This is a genomic window from Streptomyces sioyaensis (assembly GCF_004122735.1).
Classification (GTDB): domain Bacteria; phylum Actinomycetota; class Actinomycetes; order Streptomycetales; family Streptomycetaceae; genus Streptomyces; species Streptomyces sioyaensis.
Map to the genome: position 1 here is coordinate 1 of NZ_SDIF01000040.1, position 20,105 is coordinate 20,105.

Sequence of the window (20,105 nt, forward strand, 5' to 3'; positions counted from 1 at the left end):
GGGAGGGTGTCGGTCATGGCGGGGAGGGTGGGGTGTGAGCAGAATGCATGGCCCGTGCGCGACCACCGGAGGCTCCCTGTGCCCTTCCCGTCGGGAATAACCGTCCACCCTGAACTCGCCCCGTATCTGGAAGCCTTGCCGCCGTACTCCGATCCCTTCGTGGACATCGCGGCGACCCGTGAGCGGTTCGGGGAGCTGCTGGCGGCGACCCCGGCCGACCGCACCGGGGTGCGCAGCCGGCGGTACGACATCCCGCGGGAGGACGGCAGCGCCCTGACGGTCGAGGTCTACCGTCCCGAGGCCGTCGAGGGCGCTGAGGGCGCCGAAGGCTCCGGGGGCTCCTCCCGGGGCGGCGCGCTGCCCGCCGTACTGCACTTCCACGGCGGCGGGTACGCCATCGGCCGCGCCCTGCCGGGGCAGGACAAGACTGCCATCGACCTCTGCCGTGAGCTGCCCGCCGTGACCATCGCCGTCGAATACCGCCTCGCGCCCGAGCACCGCTGTCCGGCAGGGGTGGAGGACTGCTACCGCGCGCTGGAGTGGACCGCACAGCGGGCGGCCGAGCTCGGCATCGACCCCGAACGGATCGCCGTCACCGGGAAATCCGCGGGCGGCGGGCTGAGCGCGGCGGTGGCCCAGATGTCCCGCGACCGCGGCGGACCGGCCCTCGCCTACCAGTCGATGTGCGTACCGGACCTCGATGACCGCATCGCCGACGAGCCGGACCCGGTGCCTGCCGAGCACGCGCCGAGCCCGTGGGTCAACAGCCTCCGCACGATCCGTAGGTCGTGGCAGCACTATCTGCCGGAGGGGAGCGCGGCCGGTGACTACGCCGCGGCGGCTCGCGCCGAGGACCTCACGGGGCTGCCGCCGGCCTATGTCGTGGTCTGCGATCTCGATCCGCTGCGGGACGGTGGGCTGGCGTATGCGCGGCGGCTGATGGACGCAGGGGTGGAGGTCACCGTCCGCAATGTGCCCGGAGCCTGGCACGGCTTCGAGCTGCACGCACCGCGGACGCGGCTCGCGCGGGAAATGGCGGCGCACTGGACGGGGCACCTGCGGGCGGCGTTGTATCCGGCGACGGCGTCTTAGGGCGTCCGGTCAGGGCGTTCCGTCAGGGCGTTCCGTCAGGGCGTCCGGCCAGGGCGTTCCGTCACGGCGTCCGGTCGTCCGGGCCCCCGTCGCCCGGGTGACCGACCGTTGAGATCAGGCCACGGGTGAGCCGCACCATCGCGGCGACCAGGGGCTCGCGGGAGCGGTCGGGGCGCTCCAGCCACCACAGGGCGAGGCCTTGGAGCGAGCTGCGGATCGCCTCGCCGAGCGGCTCCAGTTCGGCCTCGGGGATGCCGGGGACGAACTCGCGCAGCAGCGCCATGTCCGTCTCCCGCTGTCTGCGCTGCAACTCCTGGTGGAAGGCCTGCACTTCGGGGTCCCCGGTGGTGTCCCGGAACATCATGCGCCAGGTGTACGGATGGCCCTGCACATGCGCGAACCAGGCGTCGTACATCGCCGTCAGCCTCCCGTCCAGATCGCCCTCGCCGTGCAGGAGTTCACCGATCGGGGCGGCGGCCAGCTCATCGCGGTGCCGCTCCAGCAGGGCGAGGTGCAGCTCCTGTTTGGAGTCGAAGTGGCGGTAGAGCATCGGCTTGCTCAGGCCCGCTTCGGCCGCGATCTCCCCGATGGTCGTGCCCGCGAAGCCGCGCTCCGCGAACAGCCGGGCCGCGGTGTCCTCGATGCGTGTCCTGGCCGCGGCTCGCGCGGCGCGGCTCCGGTCGATCTCGTTCATGCGCTCCCACCACTGCAATCTGGCTTGTTCCGGCCGGCGTTTTCGGGTCGCTGTTGCCTCTGCAATGAAGCATACTAGATCGTGTACCGATTGGTACACGCATCAGTAACATCGAGGAACGGGGGACCTGCCGTGATCGTTTCCGTCCATGTCGCAGATATCGGTGTCCGCTCCGTGCGCGGTGTCCTCCGCGCGTGCCCACAGCCGGACGGGACACCCGGCCTGCGCTGGGCCCAGACCGCACTCACCGGCCTCATCGCCGCCGGCCCGCCCCGGCTGCGTCCCGGCCGGGCCACACTGCTCGCCGCGTGGGAGGACGACTCCGCGCTCGACCGCTTCCTCGCCGAGGCCCCGCTGGCGCGACGGCTGGCCGGCGGCTGGCGGGTGCGGCTGCGGCCGCTCCGGATCTCCGGAGCCTGGCCCGCGCTGCCGGTGGAGATCGACCCCGGTGCCGCGCCGGACGAGGAGGACGGGCCGGTCGCCGTGCTCACCCTGGGGCAGCTGCGGCTGCGTCGCGCGCTGCCGTTCCTGCGGGCCAATTCCCGGACCGCAGGCCGGGCCGCGGCCGATCCCTCGCTGCTCGCTTCGGTCGCCGTGGCCCGACCGCCCCGCTTCGTCGGCACCTTCTCCCTCTGGCGGAGCACGTCGGCGATGCGCCGGTACGCCTACGGGGCCGCCCTCCCCGAGCACAAGGAAGCCGTCAGGGAGCACCGGGCGAAACCGTTCCACCATGAGGCGGCGTTCCTGCGATTCCGGCCCTACGGTGCGCAGGGAACGCTGGACGGCCATGAGCCGGAGACGCTTGAATCCCTGGGAGGCGGGGCGCATTGACGGCGCAGGGGAGCCCGCGGAATGCGTGACGAGGCCGGGACGAGCGCGGGAGCAGGGATGACGACCGAGAGCGGCGAGCACGGCGAGTACGGCGGAAACGGCACGCACGGCGGGGATACGGACGCGCGGCGCGGCGCCCTGGAGCGCATCAACCCACCGCACCTCGCGCCGCCGACCGGCTTCAGCCATGCCGTGCGCGCCGCCTCGGGCACCATGGTCTTTCTCGCCGGGCAGACAGCGCTCGACGGATCCGGCCGGATCGTCGGGGACGGCATCGTCGAGCAGTTCGAGCGGGCGCTGACCAACCTCCTGGAGGTCGCGTCGGCCGCCGGCGCCGGCCCGGCCGACCTCGCCAAGCTCACCGTCTTCGCCGTCGATGTCGCCGACTACCGCCGGCATGCCCGCGAGCTCGGCCAGGTGTGGAAGCGCCTGGCCGGCGGCGACTATCCGGCGATGGCCGTGATCGGCGCCACCCGCCTGTGGGACGAGGCGGCACTGGTGGAGATCGAGGGCATCGCCGTCGTCAGTTAGCGGCGGTGGCGGCGACGCCACCCCGTCCACTCCGTCCACCCGTCCGCCCCGCACACACCAGAGGCGCCCGCTCCACCGTCCTCCGGTGGAGCGAGCGCCCCTGACGCTGTTCTCAGGTCTCGGACGCACGTTCCGTCACAGACGTGCGCTTCCACGACGTGCGCTTCCCGTCACGGACCCCGAGGTGTCCCCGCGTTCGGTGCCCGACCGCGTCCGCTCAGTTCCGGCTGCGGGCCATCCCCACCGGGTCCTTCTTGAACGCCCAGGTCATCTTGGGCTCCATGGCCCACCGGAAGATCCGCTGCACGGGTGGCGTACACAGCAGGGTGATGACCGTGCCCGCGACGATCGTCAGCACTACGGCGCCCCAGGGCGTGTGCATCCACGGGCTGTCGTACCAGTTCCAGAAGCGCGAGCCCTTGGCCAGGAAGCCGTGCAGCAGATAGCCGTACAGCGTCCCTGCGCCCAGCGCCGTGCACCACATCGTGCGGCCCGGGATCCAGGCGAAGAAGCAGGCCACGAGCACCAGCGAACAGCCGAACATCGCCAGCGTCATCACCGCGCCGCTCCACCACGGGGCGGCGAGTTCCTGCGCGGCATCGCGGTGGTAGAACCACGCGGCGTTCATCCGCGGCGCCGCCCAGTACGCGAAGACCAGCGCGGCCGCGAAGACCGGGACGGCCAGGATCCGCGCCTTCTTGCGGCGTACCAGCTTGAAGTGCTCCGGCCGCAGCGACAGCCCGATCACGAAGAACGGCAGGAACTGCAGCACCCGCTGGAGGTCCAGATCGTCGCCGATGTCCGGGGAAATGGACGCGAGCACGGCGATGGCCAGAGCCAGCGGGACCGGCCAGCGCACGATCTTCCACAGCGGGGTGGTCAGCCGCCAGATGAACAGCGCGGCCAGGAACCAGGTCAAATACCAGGGGTCCGTGAGACTGATCGGATATCCCGGATCGTCGTCCGCCCACCTCTTGAAGAGCGTGTAGGCGACTTCGAAGAGGATGTAGGGAACGGCGACCCCGGTAATCAGCCGCTGCAGCCGGTCCTTGCGCATATCGAAACTGCGCGAGAAATAGCCGGAGATGATGATGAACGCCGGCATATGAAAGGCGTAGACGGTGATGTAGAGCGCCGCCGCGGACCGGCTGCCGTCACGCAGCGGCTCCCAGGAGTGCCCCATCGCCACCAGCACAATGGCCAGATACTTCGCATTGTCGAAAAAGGCATCGCGCGGCTTCGCCTTGGCATCGGCCTTGGTATCGGCCGTGGCCTCGTTCTTCGCCCGGCTGCCGCCCCGACCCGCGGGCCGGGCCTGCGAAGTACCGCCCGCAGCCGGGGAATCGGCGGGTGACCGGACGGCCGTCGCCGTGGCGGACGTCGTCGCCACGGGTGTCATCGTGGCCTTCGCACCTGCGGCTTCCGCCGGCGCCGCGGCCCCCGTGTGCGTCAGCGTGTCATGCGCCAGCTGCCGTGGCGGGGGAAGCGGAACCCGCCGTTCGCCGTACGCCGGAAAGTCGTTCGTCAAGGAGCCTCCCGAAAGGTTCCCAGGGGAGGAACTGGAAGATGGCCCGCACCGGGCCGCACATCGGAACCCAAAAGCCAAATCCTGCGTCTTAGTTCTTTTACGGGGAGTGTGGCGGCGTCGAACATCTCAGGCACCTTAGCCCCGCGGCGGGAATCACGTAAATCCCCGACTGCCGCGGCCACACGCGGCGCATCCGCCCTCCACAGCTCCTTCACGGAGCGCGGACGGCGGTGCGGCGCCGTGGCATGGCCCGGCACCGCGAGCAAGCTGGACAATGCCCCTCGAATCACCGACCGTTGCCCATTATTCAATAACACCGTCGACGCCCCGCGCACGCACGGACCGCGCGGTGGTGTTCTTCGCCACGTCCCACGCATAGACCTCCAAGGGACGCCCGTGCGGCCCGCGCAGCCGGTGTACGGCCGCCAGCCAGCCCGAACTGACCGCGGAAACCGGGGGGTTGATCTGATCGGCGATCCGCGCGTAGCCCGCCAGCCGGCGCACGTCGGGCGCGCCCAGAATTCCGGTACGCACCTGCGGTGCCCGCTCGTGCACGGCCTTGACGCAGCGCACGGAGAAGCTCTGGATCACCAGCCGGCTGCGGACATGGGCGCGATCCAGCCACCCCAGTGCCCGTAGTTCGCGGAGGACCTGCGCTTCGATACCGGGGTATTTCTCCGGCGCCTTGATCTCCAGCAGCAGCCGCTGCCCGTTGTGGTCCAGACGGCGCAGATAGGCGGCGAGCGTCGGCACCCGCTCCCCCGCGAACCGTCCGCCGAACCAGCTCCCGGCGTCCAGCCGCGCGATCTCGGCTGCCGTGAAGTCTCCCACCCGCCACGGCGCCCGCCCGGGAAACACCGTCGCGGCGTCGGTCGTCCGCTCCAGCGTGGCGTCGTGCAGCACCACCAGCCGGCCGTCCTTGCTGCGCTGCACATCGTTCTCCACCCATATGAGTCCGCGGCGGTGTGCAGCGTCCACGGCGGCGAGGGTGTTCTCCGGTGCGTCACGGGAGGCGCCGCGGTGGGCGATCACCCGGGTCGCCGCGGTGCCGGGGCCGGCCCGTGCACCGCTGATCACGGCGACGTCCGCGTACTCCCCCGGTCCGGCGGAGAGCACGGACGACGACACCGCGGCCGTCACCAGATAGGCGACCGAGGCAGCGGGTATCCGCAGCGATCTCCGAAGCATGCGGGGGCCTCCCGGTCCGCTCACCGCAGACGGCCCCGCCTGCGCCAGGTACGCCCCCTCGGGCCCGCCCTCGGGTCCAGGAAGACGGCTGTCACCTCAACATGCCCGGATCCCGCCGCACCCGCCACGCGAGCGCCCCCCTCGGCCGCCGGGCGCCACCGGCCCCTCCGAGACCGTTTCCCCAGGTCAGAGCGGGTGGGGAGGGGAGCCGGACGGACGGGTGACCAGGTCCCACGCGGCCCGCCATCCGTGCGGTCCGTCGCCCGCCGCCCGTCGCCGTCGCCGCAGCATCGTGGGTCCGAAACCCACCGCCGCTTGCGCGCGCCCGGCAGGTAATTCCGCGGCACCCTCGCGCCCCGGTACGCAGAATTCCTCCTGCGACGATGCGCCTACCGCTCGCCGACGACCAGGAGATGGTCCGCCGGGGCGTTGTGGGTCGCCCCGCCCTGTATGTAGACCGCCCCGTATGTAGACCGTGTAACAACCGCCGATGGACGGCTGTTACACGGCTGACCACCCACCGAGAAGCACCCCTCATAGCTTCTGAACCGGCCGAACGACCCCCACGAACCGGAGCAGAAGCCATGAACTTCAGCACGAACAGGTCCCAGCGCATGAAGACGGCCCTCGGCGCCGGACTTGCCGCCGTCGCCGTCCTCGGCACGGTCGCCACCGCCCAGTCGGCGAACGCCGCCACCGCCCAGCACCCCGCGAAGGCCGCCCGCACCAGCAGCGCCCCCTACGTCATCAACCACTACGGCGAGGAGAACGCGGACAAGGGCCGCGCCGAGCGCAGCCCCGCGCACCTGGTGCTCTCCGAATTCACCTCGGCCCAGGGCCTCCACTGGAAGCAGTGGGACGGCAAGCAGGCCGTGGCCACCGGCAAGGTCACCGGCAACTGGTGCCTGGACACCTGCCTCGACAAGCCGTTGAACGCGACGGTCACCCTCTCGGACCCCAAGACCGTGCACGGCAAGCGGGTTTACTCCTCCTTCACCCTGAAGCTGGCCGACGGCGCCGGTAAGTACGATGCCGAGGACCTCCACGGCAAGCGCCCGCTCGCCACCAGCTGACGCGAAGGGTTCCCGATGCACAAGCCCACGGCCGTGGCCGCCGTCTGCGCGCTGCTGCTCACGGCCGTGGGCGTCACCGGATGCGGCACGCCCCCGCAGCCCCGGGTCGAGGGCCCCGCTCCCCGCTCCACCCCGGCCTCCGGCCCGGCCTATGTCTCCGACACCATGGGCCACCCGCTGACCCGTCCCACGGGCTTCGCCCTCACCGAGTTCTCGTCGGTCTCCCGGCTGAGCTGGCGCTCCTGGGGCGGGCCGAAGGCCGTGGCCACCGGGCGGCTGTCCGGCAATTGGTGCCTTCCCCGGTGCACCGGCACCGGCTATCCGGCCACCATCGAACTCAGCCGTCTCCAGCGCCGGGAGAACGTCTCCTACTACACCCGCGCCGCCGTCCGCTCCTCCCATCTCCCGCCCGGCGGGCACGACGGGCAGAGCGAGCTGAGCGCGGTGCGGCTGCCTCTCCCCGAGTCCTAGGAACTGCCGGCGATGACTGACGTGCTGCTCGTGGAGGACGACCCGCTGCTGCGGGAAGCCACCCAACTCTCCCTGGAACGCTACGGATACGGGGTGCGCACCGCCTCCGACGGCCACGCCGGACTGGCCCTGTTCCACGACCGCGCGCCGGATGTCGTCGTCGTGGACGTCATGCTGCCCCGGCTCGGCGGGGTGAGCGTGGTACGCCGCATCCGCGCGGTGAGCCGGCTGCCGATGCTGATGATCTCCGCGCGCACCGACCCCGTCGATGTGATCCTCGGCCTGGAGGCGGGCGCCGACGACTACCTCACCAAGCCGTACGACATCCCCGTCCTCGTCGCCCGCATACGCGCGGCGCTGCGCCGTACCGCGGACACCGCCCCGAGCGAGCCACCCCCGCACGCCACACGACTGCGGTTCGGGGACCTCACGGTGGACACCGCCTCCATGGACGTCCACCGGGAGGGCCGGCTGCTGGAACTCACCCCCACCGAACGCCGGTTGGTGCTGGAATTCGCCGCGGAGCCCGGGGTGGTGCTCTCCCGGACCGTCCTGCTGGAGCGGGTGTGGGACTACGCCTGCGGCGGGGACGCCCGGGTCGTGGACGTCCATGTGAAGCGGCTGCGCGCCAAGATCGGCCGCGAGCGGATCGTGACCGTCCGGGGCTTCGGCTACAAGCTCGTGCCCTGACGCCATGGGACTGCGCACCAAGACCGCCCTGGTCATCGCCGCCACCGCCGCGATCGTCGCCACGCTCATCGGGCTGTTGGTGCATCACCGCACGGCCGAGGAGCAGCGGGCGAACGCGGCCCGCGCGGCCGATGCCCGGCTCGTCGACGCGGCAGCTGACTACGCGTCGGGCACGGACAGCGGCGCCCTGGTCAACCCGCCCGATCTGCCCGCCGCGCTGCGCGGGACCATCACCGACCGCCCCGTACGGGCCACCTTTCTCCAGCCCGCCCACGGCTCCGGACCCCCGGTGCTCTGGGCCGCCACCCGCAGCGGCCGCGACATCCTCGCGATCCGCCGTTCCTATGCGCCCCAGGCCCGTGCCCTGGCCTCTCTCGACCGGGTGCTGGTCGGCTCCGGCGCCACCGTCACCGCCCTCGGCTGTGCGCTGGGCGTCCTCGCGGCGGCCGGTGCGGGACGCCGCATCACCGCGTCCGCCCGCACCGCCCAGCGGATCGCGGACGGCGATCTCACGGACCGCGTTCAGCCCAGAGGCAAGGACGAAATCGCGCGGCTCGGCGCCGCCGTCAACACCATGGCCGACGCCCTGAGCGCCCGCCTGGAGGCCGAACGGCAGGTCACCGCCGACATCGCCCATGAGCTCCGCACCCCCGTGGCCGGACTGGTGACCGCCGTCGGACTGCTCCCGCCCGGCCGCCCGACCGAACTGGTCAGCGGCGGCGTGGAGACCCTGCGCACCCTGGTGGAAAACGTCCTGGAGGTGGCCCGGCTCGATGTGCCGGGCGTCGAGCAGGCACAGTGCGAGGAGATCCTCCCGAGCACCCTGGCGCACCGGGCCGCCGCCCTGGCCGACGAGGACCTCGAAATCCGCATACACCGCGAATCCGTCGTGACGACCGACCCCCGCCGCGTCGAACGCATCCTGGCCAACCTGATCACCAACGCCCACCGACACGGCGCCCCACCGGTCAGCCTGGACGTCGACGGCACCGCCCTCCACGTACGCGACCACGGCCCCGGCTTCCCCACCGACCTACTGACCCACGGCCCCCAACGCTTCCGCACCACCCCGCACGACCACACCCCAGGCATCGGCCTCGGCCTCACCATCGTCACCGGCCAGGCCCGCGTACTGAACGCCCAAGTGACCTACGAAAACCCCCCGGACGGGGGCGCCCGAGCGACGTTGGTCTTGCGGGCGGGGGTGGGGTAGGGGGCCGGAGGTCCCGCTGGACGACTCCAGCAGTCGGGCGTCTGGCTGGGGCAGCTCGCCGACCATGGATGCGCTGCCCGAGGTCATACCCGGGCCTTCGGCGGTATCCACTGCCGTCGGCGCAGGAACGCCCTGGAGCCGCTAACTCCAAGGGGAAGGGCGCTTAGGGAAAAGTTCGACCATGATTTCTCGCGCACGCTCATCTGGCACGACGGGAGTCTGGTACTCAGCTTTCCGTACGTGATCGAGGAAATCGACGGGAAGGGCAATGTGGTAACGCGAAAGGTAGTGAACGAGGTCAACTGGCCAGACCCATTCACCATCTGTCACCAGTGACCCTGCACCACTGACCCACTCGTCCCCCGAGATGACATCACGCTCAGCGCCCATGGTGCTGAAGATCTCTTCCCCGCCTTTGAGGTAGGAGAGAATTCGATCTTCATCAGGCGCGGACGGGCCATCCATGGCTTGGGTCAGAGACGCGCTGTAGACAGCAGGGTCACCATCCTCGTTGCCTTCGGCAAAGAAACCTACTCGGCGAATCATCGTTCCTCGCAGTTGTGGGCGTCAGTCGGTGATGGGGAGGAATATTCGCCAGTATCCGCCCTTGTCGATGACAGGGTCCTGGGTTCCCAGCTTGCGATCCACTCCCATGCGATTGGTTGGCGCGTAGACAGGGGCTCCCATTTCATTTGCCACGGACTGCGCCAGCGGCTCCGCCCCGGCTCCCGAGTGGCAGGATACCAAGCGAATAGGCCCACCCGTGTAGTTCGGATTGTTGCGAATACTTTCCACTACCTGGTGAGGGCTTATCTCGTAGGTGGTCTTCGCTACGCCTGCTGGATTGACGTGTCCTGCGATGAAGACGTTGTCGGGCGTGCCGTGCACGACAACGTCGTGGACACCATCAACACGCCTTACCCGTTCCAAATTCGACAGAGTGCGTGGATCGTAGCCAATGGTTGTCGTCTGCTTGCCGTGGTAGATCGGATGGCCGGATGGCAGTGCGTCGTCGCCCGTTTTGGCCGGCGGCGCCATCGCGTCCGATTTTTCGGAGTGATAGAGCTGCCAAGTACGCCGCTTGCCCATCTGGTCGATCGCTGGGCGAAGACGGAGACCGTCGAGCTTTGTATCCGCAAGGACCGTCTTGAAGCCGCCGGCGTCTCCAACGGCCTTGGCGGTGCGGGCCGCACCACCGAAGGCACCACCCAGCAAGACGCCGGTGACCCCAGCGTTTTTGGCCTCGGCAAGGTTGACCCCGTGCTGGTCGCCGAGGAGGTTGCGGCCGCCCTGGGCGACGACCACGTCGACGGTGATGCCTTCGATGCCGCCGATGGCGGCGGTGGCCAGGACCGTTCCGGCGATCTCGGCGACGGTGGCGGAAACGGCGATGCCCGCCGAGCTCGCCGCGGCGACGATCGCCTCGGTGGCGCCGGCTGCTGCGACTTCGCTGATGCCGCCGGTGAAGAGAGCCAGAGCCGTGCCGGCGACCAGGACAGCGCCTGCGATCTCCAGCTCGTGCTCGATCTTCTTCTTCGCCTCGGCGACCTGGTCGGCGTACTTGTCCAGGGCCTTGGCCATGTCGCGGGCAGCGCTGGCCACGTCATCGAGGTAGCCCTTGCCGCCGCCGTGGTACTTGCGCCAGAACTCCCCGAACGCCTCGATCGACTTGCCCTTGTTGTTGTCGATGACGTCCTGGGCCTTCTTGTGGCAGGCGGCCGTGCAGTCCTCGACGTCGTCCGCGTACGTACGCCAGGCCCGCGCGGCTTCCCGGAGTTCGTCCTCGTCACCCTCCGGCCACCACATACCGGTGAGGTCCTGGACGATCTCCTTGGCCTTGTCGGCAGCGCCCATCACTTACCGCCCTCAAAGCCGGACTTGGCCGACCGGTCCGCCTCCTCGTGGTTGGCCGCCATGTCGTTCATGGCCTTCGTGATGCTGGACAGGCCCTTCACCAGGGCCGCGGCTGCCTTCGCGATCTGTGCCTGGTGCGGGGCGTAGACGTGCTCGAACTTCTTGCCCTGCTCGTCACCGCCCCACGGCTCCCCCAGCCCATCGAGCGTATGGCGGAGCTTGGCCGTCGCCCGCTCCAGAGCGACAGACTCTCGGTGGAATGTTGGAGCTGCGGACTTGAGCTGGTCGGTATCCACGTCAAAGCCGTCGCCAGCCATACCGTGCCTCCCCCTCGGCCGTGTACTCGTCATCCGTTGCGAGCCGCTGAAAGTAGCTCCGGCTCTCAGGCGACGATGGCATACAGCACTGACAACCGACCTGGCGGGCGCGCGTTTCGGCCACGATGCAGCGCTGTCCCGCTGGTGGTCCCAGGGCAAGGCTGCGCCCCCTACCGGCCGGATGCCGGTCGGGGGTCGCGACGTCGCCCGCTGTCGCCCGTCACGCGCCGGCGGCATGCGGGCACCGTGGCAGACTCGGCAGGGTTACGAAGGAAGGGGGCGCACGTGGGGTCGTCGGAGTTACTCATCGTCCTGGACCGGGACGGTGGCGCGCCGTTGCAGCAGCAGGTCTGCGACCAGATCACCGCCCTGGTCCGGTCGGGTCAGCTGCGGCCGGGAGACGCCGTTCCCGCCTCCCGCAATCTCGCCCAGCAGCTCGACGTGTCACGCACCGTCGTCACCCGCGCCTACGAACTGCTGGGCGCCCACGGCATCCTCACCACCAAGCGCGGCTCCGGCACGAAGATCGCCTCACTCGCGGGCAGCACCGCCGCCCCGGACCGCGCGCCCCGCCCAGGCCCGTCCGCCGCGTTCGCTCCGCAGCCGCCCCGGGCCACCGACGGTGACAGCGCGCTGTGGCAACCCTGGGAGCCGCCGCCCACCCACCACCCGAGTTCCGCTCTTGACTTCCGGCACGGCACCCCGGCGCTCGCGGACTTCCCCGTCGCCCGCTGGCGGCAGTCCCTGCACGACGCGTACAGCCGTGCCGATGTCTCAGCGCTCGGCTACGGACCGGCCGAGGGCTCGCCGACCCTGCGTACGGAGATCGCCACACTGGTACGCCAGAGCCGGGCCCTCGACGCCTCCTCCGACCACATCATGGTCACCAGCGGCGCCACGCAGGCCCTCGACATCCTCGTCCGGATGCTGGTCGGGCCGGGCGACGTGGTCGTGATCGAGGACCCCAGCCACACGGTGCTGCGCCAGGTCTTCGGCTGCTCGGAGGCGACCGTGGTGCCCGTGCCGGTGGATGAGGAGGGGCTGCGGGTCGGGGACATCGACGCCCTCGTGCGCGCGCACGGGCACGATCCGGCGCGGGTGAAGCTGGTGTACGTGACGCCGTCGCACCAGTTCCCCACCGGGTTCATCATGTCCGAGGGGCGGCGGCGCCGGCTCCTCCAATGGGCATACGAACACGGGGCGACGGTCCTGGAGGACGATTACCACAACGAGTTCACCTTCACCACCGAGCGGCTGCCCGCGCTCGCCAGCCAGCGGCACCGGGGCACCGTCGCCTACGTCGGCAGCTTCAGCAAGACGCTCTTCCCCGCCCTGCGCATCGGCTACACGGTCCTGCCGCCGCACCTCGTGCAGCCCTTCCTCGGCATCAAGTGGATCACCGACCGACTGACGCCCACGGTTGCGCAGGACGCGCTCGCCGACTTCATCTCCACCGGTGCCTACGCCCGTCACATCAGCCGCATGACGCGCCTGTACCGGCAGCGCAGAAGCCGCCTCCTGGAGGCGCTGTACGAGTGCTTCGGCGCCGAGGTCCGCATTTCCGGCGAGGCGGCGGGCCTGCACGTGCTGGTCACCCTGACCGGGGCACGCGACGTCCCGGAGGACGAGATCGCCCGGCTCGCGGCCGAACGCGGGGTGCGGATCTACCCCGCGTCCGGCTACTTCGTACAGGATCCGCCGGCCGAGCCGACGTTCCTGATGGGGTACGCCGCGCTGCCCGCCCCCCGGATCGCCAAGGGCGTCGCCCTGCTGGCCGCCGCGGTGCGGGAGGCGACGAGGCGGCCAGAGCACGCGGGCCCGACCCTGACCCATCGGACAGGCCCTAAGTCCGCGGCTCCGTGAAGTGCGGACGGTGGAAGCGGGCCCGCAGGGCGTGCGGGACGGTGCAGTCGAAGTGCGCCTTCGCCGTGCGGCCGTCGGCGGACAGGGACGGCGAGTAGGCGGGGGACTGCGTCGGATCCAGCGGGAACCCCTCCCGGTCCGGCAGGACCGCCACGTCCCGGTCGGCCTGGAGCCGGGTGGCCATCGCCCACCACAGGTCCGCGTCCGACTCCGGGTCGACGTCCTCGTCCACCGAGACGACCAGCTTGGCCATCCGGAACTCCTCCAGGACCGACTCCGCCGCCTTGCGCACCGCCTCGTCGTCGGCGTCCGACCGCTTGGCGCGCCACTGGAGCACCACCATGAGCTGGCCGCCGCCCGCCGTGTGGCAGTGCACCGCCTTGACCGACGCGCCCAGCTGCCGTAGCCGGCCGAGCACCGCGGCCTCCATCCCGAAGCCGAGCAGCACCGACTGTTCGTGGCCGGGCCCGGAGACGGTCTGCAGGATGGCGCCCTCGCGCGCGGTGATCCCGGTGACCCGGATGGTCGGCAGCGCCGGGTGCGCCCGGCCCTGGTAGCCGAGGAACTCCGGTGTGGCGCACGGGCCTTGGGGGTTCTCCGGAACCAGGTCGGGCAGCAGCTCGCCCTCGATGACGTACTCGGCGTTCGCGATGCACTCCGCCTCGACCGTGCGGCAGGAGGTCAGCTCCACGGGTGCGCCGCCCAGCGCACCCGCCACGGCGAGTTCGTCGACCCCCGGCGGCACGAGGGAGGCCGGGCAGCAGGAGGAGAGCAGCACGGCCGGGCCGAGTCCCAGGTGGATCGCGACCGGCAGGGGTACGCCCCGGCGGCGCGCCGCCTGATGGGCGCCCTCCAGGTCACGGCCCGGCACCATCCAGAGGGAGAGCAGGTCCGGGCCCTGGACACACATCCGGTGGATGGAGAGGTTGCGCACCCCGGTGTCGGGGTCCGTCGCCAGGACCGCGCCGAGCGTCAGGTACGGACCCGCGTCCTCGTCGGTGAGCACCGGCACCGGCAGTGCCGTCAGGTCCGGCGCGAGCAGCGTGCGCACCGGCGCCCGGTCTCCTTGGACCCGCACCGGCGCCACTGGGGCGGCCACCGCGTCCAGGAGCCGGGGCGGCAGCTCGGCCGGGGTCGTCCCCAGCAGGGCCGCCGCCCGGCGACGCGTGCCGTAGAGGCCGATCAGCACGGCCCGCGCGGCCGCCCCGTCCGCGCCACTGGGCGTGACCCGCTCGAAGAGGACCGCGGGCCCCGGCCCGGTCGGGGGCGGCGCGGGCGTACCCGCCCACTTCGCGTACCGGGCGGAGACCCCGAACCTGGCCGGGACCTCCTCCCACTCGCGCACCAACTCCCCCGGCATCGGGTCGAGAGCGGCGAGCGCGGTACGGAGGTCGGCGGGCCGGCGACGTGTCACGGCGAGCCCTCGTGGGACGCCACCGGCGGAGTCCCGGCCCGGTCGGCGGTGGCCCGGCGTGCCGCCAGGCGCTCCATCTGAAGGTCCGTCAGCTCCGCGATGAGCGTGCGGTAGACGGCCTCCGCGATGCCCGCGGGCATACCCTGCTCGTCCGCGAGCCCGCGCACCTTCTCGATGACCTGCTCCACCCGGCCGGGTGAGCGCACCGCCTCCTCGTCGTTCTTGAACTCGGTCAGCTCTCGCACGATGGCCGTACGCCGTGCGAGCAGGGCGATGATCTGCCGGTCCAGCGCGTCGATGGCGACACGCAGCTCGTCGATGCGTTCCGGCCCCGTCATGGCGCGGGCACCTCGTCGATCACGTACACGACGGTCGGCTCGCTGTCGGAGCCCTGCGAGCGGTGGCGTTCATCGCCGGGGATGATGAATCCCATGCCGGGACGGCACGGCACCGAGCGGTTGTCGAAGTGAATGGTGAACTCACCCTGGAGCACATAGCCCTGGTGGCCGCGCTCGCACCACTCCAACTCGTTGAACCCGGCGGGCAGTTCCATCAGGCGCACGCGCAGCCCACCGGTGTACGCGATCTTCACCCGGCCGTCGGCCCCGGGCTTGTGCCACTTCTCCCACGGGATGGCGTCGAAGTCGATACCGACCAGGGCGGGGGTGGTAGTGGTCATGGGCAGGCCTCTCCTACAAAGTTGTCGATCGGAAGGGTGTGTCTCGGGAAGCCCCGGAGGAACTCCAGGAGCACTTCAGGAATGCGTCAGGGACGCCGACCGCTGGCGCACCACGCGCTCGTTGCGGTCGGCCAACGGAAGGACCGGCTCCCCGGTCGCCGACCGGTGCTTGCGCAGCAGCAGCGTCATGTCGATCATCCGGTGGGCCATCCGTTCCAGGGCCTCCAGGCCCTCGGTGTCATGCAGGCCCGGCTCCGACGAGGTGTTGCGCAGCAGCGCGGGGAACCCGCTGCCCACCAGGATCATCCGGTTGAGCAGCAGATTGTCGACGAGCTGGTTGTGCACGGAGGCGTCGCTGTAGCGGCGGCCGGTGACGATGATGCCGCCGACCTTGTTGGCGAGCGGACGATCGAAGCGCAGGTAGCCGACGCCCGCCCGCTCGATGAAGATCTGCATGAGGTGCGCGAGACCGAATCCGTGCACCGGTACGGCGTAGATGATCCCGTCGGCCCGCTTCATCTCCTCGACGATGGCGGGCATGTCGTCCGGCAGCGCGCACGGGCTGAGCCGGTTGTTGCAGTCGCCGCACGGGCTGCACGGCGAGATGCGGTGGTTGCGCAGGTACACCGTACGGAACACGGCGCCCCGTTCCCGTACGAGTGCCCCCGCGTAGTCGAGTGCGAGATCCGTATTGCCCCCGGCCCGCTCGGACCCCGATATGCCGATGATGACCGGTCTGTCATCACGTATGCCTTGCATGAACTCCCCCTGGTTTCCTGGTGTTCAGGGGCGGGCCGTCGGGCCCGCCCCTCCCCCGCACCGTCAGTCCTTGAGCTTTCCGGCGAAGTAATCGATGTACGCCTGCATGTCGAAGTGGCCGTGCCCGGAGAGCGAGAACAGGATGCTCTTCGACTCGCCGGACTCCTTGCAGGCCAGCGCCTCGTCGATGGCCGCGCGCACGGCGTGCGTGGACTCCGGGGCGGGCACGATGCCCTCGTTGCGGGCGAAGGTCACCCCGGCCTCGAAGCAGGCGGTCTGCGGGAGGGCCCGCGCCTCCAGGTAGTCGTACTCCTTGAGCTGGCTGATGATCGGCGACATGCCGTGGTAGCGGAGCCCTCCGGCGTGGATGCTGGGCGGCACGAAGTCGTGGCCGAGGGTGTGCATCTTGGTGAGCGGCGTCATGCCGGCCGTGTCACCGAAGTCGTAGTCGAATGTGCCCTGGGTCATGGTCGGGCAGGATGACGGTTCGACGGCGATGGCCCGCACGGGACGCCCGCCGCGCAGCTGCTCGCCCAGGAACGGCAGGACCAGACCGCCGAAGTTGGATCCGCCGCCGGCCGCGCCGATCAGGATGTCCGGGTAGTCCTCGGCCAGCTCCATCTGGAGCTGGGCCTCCTTGCCGATGATCGTCTGGTGCATCAGGACGTGGTTGAGCACCGAACCGAGCGCGTACTTGGCGGTGCCGCCGCTGTTCACGGCCGCCTCGACCGCTTCGGAGATGGCGAGGCCCAGGCTGCCCGGGGAGTCGGGGTCGGCGGCGAGCGCGGCCCGGCCGGCCTCGGTGAGCTCACTGGGGCTGGCGGTGACGCTGGCGCCGAAGGTCTCCATCAGGCCGCGGCGATACGGCTTTTGCCGGTAGCTCACCTTGACCATGTAGACCTCGCAGATGAGGCCGAAGTACTGGCAGGCGAGCGAGAGGGACGTGCCCCACTGGCCCGCGCCGGTCTCCGTGGTGAGGCGCTCGACGCCGGCCTGCTTGTTGTAATACGCCTGCGGGATGGCGGTGTTGGGCTTGTGGCTGCCCGCCGGGCTCACGCCCTCGTTCTTGAAGTAGATCCGGGCCGGCGTGTCCAGGGCCTTCTCCAGGCGCCGGGCGCGCACCAGCGGGCTGGGCCGCCACTGCTGGTACACGTCGATGACGGCGCCCGGAATGTCCACCTCGGCGTCGGTGGAGAACTCCTGGGCTATCAGCGCCTCCGGGAACAGGGGCGCCAGGTCGTCCCGGGTGACGGGCTCCCGGGTGCCGGGGTGCAGCATCGGGTCCAGCGGCTTGGGCAGGTCCGCGACCACGTTGTACCACGTGGTGGGGATCTGGTTTTCGGACAGCAGGAACTTCGTCTGGGGCATGAACACTTTCCTGTGAATGAGGTGGAACCGGTGCGGAGGGGACTCGGAGGAATCCGGAGAAGGGCGGGCTAGTTGCTCGCCGGAGCCGCCCTCGGCTCCGGCGCGGAGGTGGACGGGGGAACCGCGGAGGCCGACGGCCTGATCCGCAGCAGGACGAAGGCAGCCATGCCGGCGAGCGGCGCGAGCAGGAGCGTCACGAAGACGGGCCGGTGACCGTGCGCCGACCACAGGACGCCGAGGCCGAACGGCACGACGAGCCGGGCGAGGCCCAGCACGAAGCCGTTGAGCGCCATGAAGCCACCGACCCGCCGCTCGTCGACGTGATCGGCGATGTAGGTGGGCACGACGACGGAGACGATGATCTCGCCGAGCGTCCACACCACGGTGGACAGCAGGATGGCGGGCAGCGAGAAACCGAAGACGATCACGGCGAGCCCGAGCGTCCACAGCAGTCCCGCGACCAGCAGCAGCGCCTTGGTGCCGTACCCCCGGATGTGCTTCTCCATGAGCAGGCCGAGGCTCACCACGACGACGCTGTTGATGGTGTAGACGGCGCCGACCAGGCCCGCCGAGTCGTGCAGCACCGTCGTGACGGCGAGCGGCAGCGCGTACTCCAGGCCGATGAGTGGCACGACGTAGAAGAAGGAGACCAGGACCACCAGCAGCACGTGCCGGTGCCCCAGCGGACCGGAACGGCCCTTGCCCTTGCGGCTCTCGGCGTTCGGGCTTCTGCGGTCGCGCGGCACCCAGAGCGTGATCATCGCCGCGCACAGCAGGCCGGCGAGGATGTTCCCCGCGAACATGACGTGGTACGAGTACGCGGCCGCGACCCCGCCCAGGAGCGGCCCCACGCCCATCCCCAGGTTGTTGCCGACATAGCTGATCGTGTACGCGAACGGGCGCTGTTCGGGCGTGGTCAGATCCGCGACCAGCGTGTTGGACGCGGGGCTGAACATGCCCATCCCGACCAGGGCGACGAAGAGCAGCACCGCGTACGTCCACGGCGCCCCGTCGAGCACGGCGAGGCCGAGATATCCGGCGGCGTTCAGAACGAGCGCCGTCAGCAGCGCCGCACGCCTGCCCCGCAGATCGCACAGCGGCCCGCTCAGCAGACTGCCGACCAGCAGGCCGGTGCTGCCGATGGAGAGGAGCAGGCCCGCTTCGCCGGGACCGAGGTCCTTGCCGCGCACCAAGTAGACGGCGAGCAGCGGAAAGACGAACATGCCCGCGCGGTTGACGAAGGAGGCGAGGAACAACACCCGCAGCGCCAACGGGAGTTCTTTGAACCGCGTCAGCCACACCACGACTACGCCTGCTCGGTCTCTACGCGGAAGGCGTCCCGCACGGTCTTGAAGCGGGCCCGCACGTCCTCGAAATCGGTGCCCTCGCACACGTACCAGCCGAGCACGTCGTTGGAGGCGGACGGCGGGGCGAGGACGTCGCCGACGCTCTTCCACACGTCGGCATCCAATACGGCCTCCAGGGCGGTGAGCTCTTCCGGCCCGGTGATGGCGGTGATCCGCCCGTACTCGCCGGACGTCAGGTACTCGGTGCCGATCTCCGGGCCGGGCCGCGCCGCGGGCCGGTGTCCGGGGTCGAGTTCGAGGCGGCACCACTCACCCGCGAGGTTGATGCCGCGCCCGGCCTCGATGGCGGGCACGATCGAGCCGCCGCCGGCCCGGGCGCCCGCCTCGCCGAAGACGATCCCGCCGTCGTCCAGGAGGAAGAACTCGGCGTGTACGACGCCGGTGCTCAGGCCGAAGCCGCGCAGCACCACCGCGTTCAGCTCCAGGATGCGCTTCTCCTGCGGGGAAAGATCGTGCTTGCGGGAGATGGTGCCACCGGGTTCGTCGCGGTACTCCAGTACGGAGTACGTGTACTGGGAGAGCTGTGCGAAGACGACCTCGCCGCGCTGGAACAGCGAGTCGACGTGGAACTCGGTACCGCGGATGAACTCCTCGACCCGGTACTCGTGCCGGTCGTCGCCCATCTCCTGCCATACGCGGTCCAGTTCGGCCCGGTCGTTCACACGGTAGGTGTTGCCGCACGCCCAGCCCGCGGACGGCTTGACGACCACGGGATAGCCGACCTTCTCGGCGAACTCGGTGACCGCGCCCAGGGTGTCGGGGCGGCACGAGCGGGCCACCCGCACGCCGAGTTCCTCGGCCCGGCGGTGCATCACGTTCTTGTCGCGGAAGTTGAGGGCCTGGTCCGGGGTGAGGCCGGGAATCCCGTGGTCCCTGCGGGCCCGGCTCGCGGGCAGCACGTCGCCCTCGAACAGCGGGAAGATCCGCTCGATGCGGTGCTCGGCGACGATGCCGTCGACCGCGGCGCGCACTGCTGCCGTGTCGTCCAGATCGGCGTGGTACTGAGGCAGCCCGTCCGCCTCGGGTGCCTCCCAGCCGGTGGGCAGCAGCACCACGGTGCGCACGCCGAGATCGGCGGCCGCCGCGGTGACACTGCGGAACTGGGCGGCGTAGCGCCCCGCAGCGGGCCGGTAGACCACCAGGATCGAAGGGTTCATGCGGTGCTCCTCATCG

At 70.5% G+C, this 20,105-nt stretch carries 21 protein-coding genes; 8 read left to right on the forward strand and 13 right to left on the reverse strand.

Annotated elements, in window-relative coordinates; all coding sequences use genetic code 11:
- Nucleotides 1–78: 78 nt before the first annotated feature.
- Nucleotides 79–1,092, forward strand: a complete 1,014-nt coding sequence (locus EST54_RS16090; protein ID WP_129248320.1) for an alpha/beta hydrolase — start codon at nucleotides 79–81, stop codon at nucleotides 1,090–1,092.
- A 61-nt stretch (nucleotides 1,093–1,153) separates the two neighbouring features.
- Here the strand turns inward: EST54_RS16090 and EST54_RS16095 are convergent, their stop codons facing one another.
- Nucleotides 1,154–1,786, reverse strand: a complete 633-nt coding sequence (locus tag EST54_RS16095) for a TetR/AcrR family transcriptional regulator (protein ID WP_129248321.1) — start codon at nucleotides 1,784–1,786, stop codon at nucleotides 1,154–1,156.
- Nucleotides 1,787–1,918: 132 nt separating this feature from the next.
- Here EST54_RS16095 and EST54_RS16100 point away from each other — a divergent pair, with 132 nt between their 5' ends.
- Nucleotides 1,919–2,617 carry a spheroidene monooxygenase gene (locus EST54_RS16100; protein WP_129248322.1) on the forward strand — a complete coding sequence of 233 codons (699 nt, stop codon included), beginning with the start codon at nucleotides 1,919–1,921 and terminating at the stop codon, nucleotides 2,615–2,617.
- Nucleotides 2,618–2,674: 57 nt separating this feature from the next.
- Nucleotides 2,675–3,148: a RidA family protein gene (locus tag EST54_RS16105; protein ID WP_129248323.1), complete on the forward strand. Its 474-nt coding sequence runs from the start codon at nucleotides 2,675–2,677 to the stop codon at nucleotides 3,146–3,148.
- Between the two features lie 217 nt (nucleotides 3,149–3,365).
- Here EST54_RS16105 and EST54_RS16110 read toward each other — a convergent pair whose 3' ends face one another.
- Both EST54_RS16110 and EST54_RS16115 read right to left on the reverse strand, forming a co-directional pair.
- Nucleotides 3,366–4,547, reverse strand: a complete 1,182-nt coding sequence (locus EST54_RS16110; RefSeq protein ID WP_129248324.1) for an acyltransferase family protein — start codon at nucleotides 4,545–4,547, stop codon at nucleotides 3,366–3,368.
- A gap of 432 nt (nucleotides 4,548–4,979) precedes the next feature.
- A complete protein-coding gene (locus EST54_RS16115) occupies nucleotides 4,980–5,864 on the reverse strand; it encodes a glycerophosphodiester phosphodiesterase (protein ID WP_129248325.1) in 885 nt (294 codons plus the stop codon).
- A 584-nt stretch (nucleotides 5,865–6,448) separates the two neighbouring features.
- Here EST54_RS16115 and EST54_RS16120 point away from each other — a divergent pair.
- From EST54_RS16120 to EST54_RS16140, 4 genes are read left to right on the forward strand one after another with little or no spacing between them, the layout of a single operon-like run.
- Nucleotides 6,449–6,937, forward strand: coding sequence for a hypothetical protein (locus EST54_RS16120; protein WP_129248326.1), 489 nt, complete (start codon nucleotides 6,449–6,451; stop codon nucleotides 6,935–6,937).
- A 15-nt stretch (nucleotides 6,938–6,952) separates the two neighbouring features.
- Nucleotides 6,953–7,408, forward strand: coding sequence for a hypothetical protein (locus tag EST54_RS16130; RefSeq protein ID WP_154074020.1), 456 nt, complete (start codon nucleotides 6,953–6,955; stop codon nucleotides 7,406–7,408).
- Between the two features lie 12 nt (nucleotides 7,409–7,420).
- Nucleotides 7,421–8,098 (forward strand): response regulator transcription factor, encoded by a 678-nt coding sequence (locus tag EST54_RS16135; protein WP_129248329.1) that lies wholly within the window; start codon nucleotides 7,421–7,423, stop codon nucleotides 8,096–8,098.
- A 4-nt stretch (nucleotides 8,099–8,102) separates the two neighbouring features.
- On the forward strand, nucleotides 8,103–9,311 hold the full coding sequence (locus tag EST54_RS16140) for an ATP-binding protein (protein WP_129248330.1): 1,209 nt from the start codon (nucleotides 8,103–8,105) through the stop codon (nucleotides 9,309–9,311).
- A 141-nt stretch (nucleotides 9,312–9,452) separates the two neighbouring features.
- Here the strand turns inward: EST54_RS16140 and EST54_RS16145 are convergent, their stop codons facing one another.
- From EST54_RS16145 to EST54_RS16155, 3 genes are read right to left on the reverse strand one after another with little or no spacing between them, the layout of a single operon-like run.
- Nucleotides 9,453–9,857 (reverse strand): hypothetical protein, encoded by a 405-nt coding sequence (locus tag EST54_RS16145; protein ID WP_129248331.1) that lies wholly within the window; start codon nucleotides 9,855–9,857, stop codon nucleotides 9,453–9,455.
- Nucleotides 9,858–9,878: 21 nt separating this feature from the next.
- Entirely contained in the window at nucleotides 9,879–11,165 is a 1,287-nt protein-coding gene (locus EST54_RS35445; RefSeq protein WP_239013150.1) for a WXG100 family type VII secretion target, read from the reverse strand.
- On the reverse strand, nucleotides 11,165–11,482 hold the full coding sequence (locus EST54_RS16155; RefSeq protein WP_129248332.1) for a WXG100 family type VII secretion target: 318 nt from the start codon (nucleotides 11,480–11,482) through the stop codon (nucleotides 11,165–11,167). Before EST54_RS16155 ends, EST54_RS35445 begins: the two co-directional genes overlap by 1 nt.
- 285 nt (nucleotides 11,483–11,767) lie before the next feature.
- On the opposite strand from EST54_RS16155, the gene pdxR reads away from it, so the two are divergent.
- On the forward strand, nucleotides 11,768–13,345 hold the full coding sequence (gene pdxR / locus EST54_RS16160; protein WP_129248333.1) for a MocR-like pyridoxine biosynthesis transcription factor PdxR: 1,578 nt from the start codon (nucleotides 11,768–11,770) through the stop codon (nucleotides 13,343–13,345).
- Here the strand turns inward: pdxR and EST54_RS16165 are convergent.
- From EST54_RS16165 to EST54_RS16195, 7 genes are all read right to left on the reverse strand, one after another.
- The gene (locus tag EST54_RS16165; RefSeq protein WP_203525424.1) at nucleotides 13,326–14,759 is read right to left on the reverse strand and encodes a UbiD family decarboxylase; all 1,434 of its coding nucleotides are present in this window, start codon (nucleotides 14,757–14,759) and stop codon (nucleotides 13,326–13,328) included. The genes pdxR and EST54_RS16165 overlap by 20 nt on opposite strands.
- On the reverse strand, nucleotides 14,756–15,097 hold the full coding sequence (locus EST54_RS16170; protein WP_129248334.1) for a chorismate mutase: 342 nt from the start codon (nucleotides 15,095–15,097) through the stop codon (nucleotides 14,756–14,758). The genes EST54_RS16165 and EST54_RS16170 overlap by 4 nt, the downstream gene beginning before the upstream one ends.
- Nucleotides 15,094–15,438 carry a cupin domain-containing protein gene (locus EST54_RS16175; RefSeq protein ID WP_129248335.1) on the reverse strand — a complete coding sequence of 115 codons (345 nt, stop codon included), beginning with the start codon at nucleotides 15,436–15,438 and terminating at the stop codon, nucleotides 15,094–15,096. The genes EST54_RS16170 and EST54_RS16175 overlap by 4 nt, the downstream gene beginning before the upstream one ends.
- Before the next feature lie 75 nt (nucleotides 15,439–15,513).
- Nucleotides 15,514–16,197 carry a flavodoxin family protein gene (locus EST54_RS16180; RefSeq protein WP_129248336.1) on the reverse strand — a complete coding sequence of 228 codons (684 nt, stop codon included), beginning with the start codon at nucleotides 16,195–16,197 and terminating at the stop codon, nucleotides 15,514–15,516.
- A 63-nt stretch (nucleotides 16,198–16,260) separates the two neighbouring features.
- On the reverse strand, nucleotides 16,261–17,565 hold the full coding sequence (locus EST54_RS16185; RefSeq protein WP_129248337.1) for a TrpB-like pyridoxal phosphate-dependent enzyme: 1,305 nt from the start codon (nucleotides 17,563–17,565) through the stop codon (nucleotides 16,261–16,263).
- A gap of 68 nt (nucleotides 17,566–17,633) precedes the next feature.
- The gene (locus EST54_RS16190) at nucleotides 17,634–18,869 is read right to left on the reverse strand and encodes an MFS transporter (RefSeq protein WP_203525425.1); all 1,236 of its coding nucleotides are present in this window, start codon (nucleotides 18,867–18,869) and stop codon (nucleotides 17,634–17,636) included.
- Between the two features lie 2 nt (nucleotides 18,870–18,871).
- Nucleotides 18,872–20,089: an ATP-grasp domain-containing protein gene (locus EST54_RS16195; RefSeq protein ID WP_129248338.1), complete on the reverse strand. Its 1,218-nt coding sequence runs from the start codon at nucleotides 20,087–20,089 to the stop codon at nucleotides 18,872–18,874.
- Nucleotides 20,090–20,105: the final 16 nt, after the last annotated feature.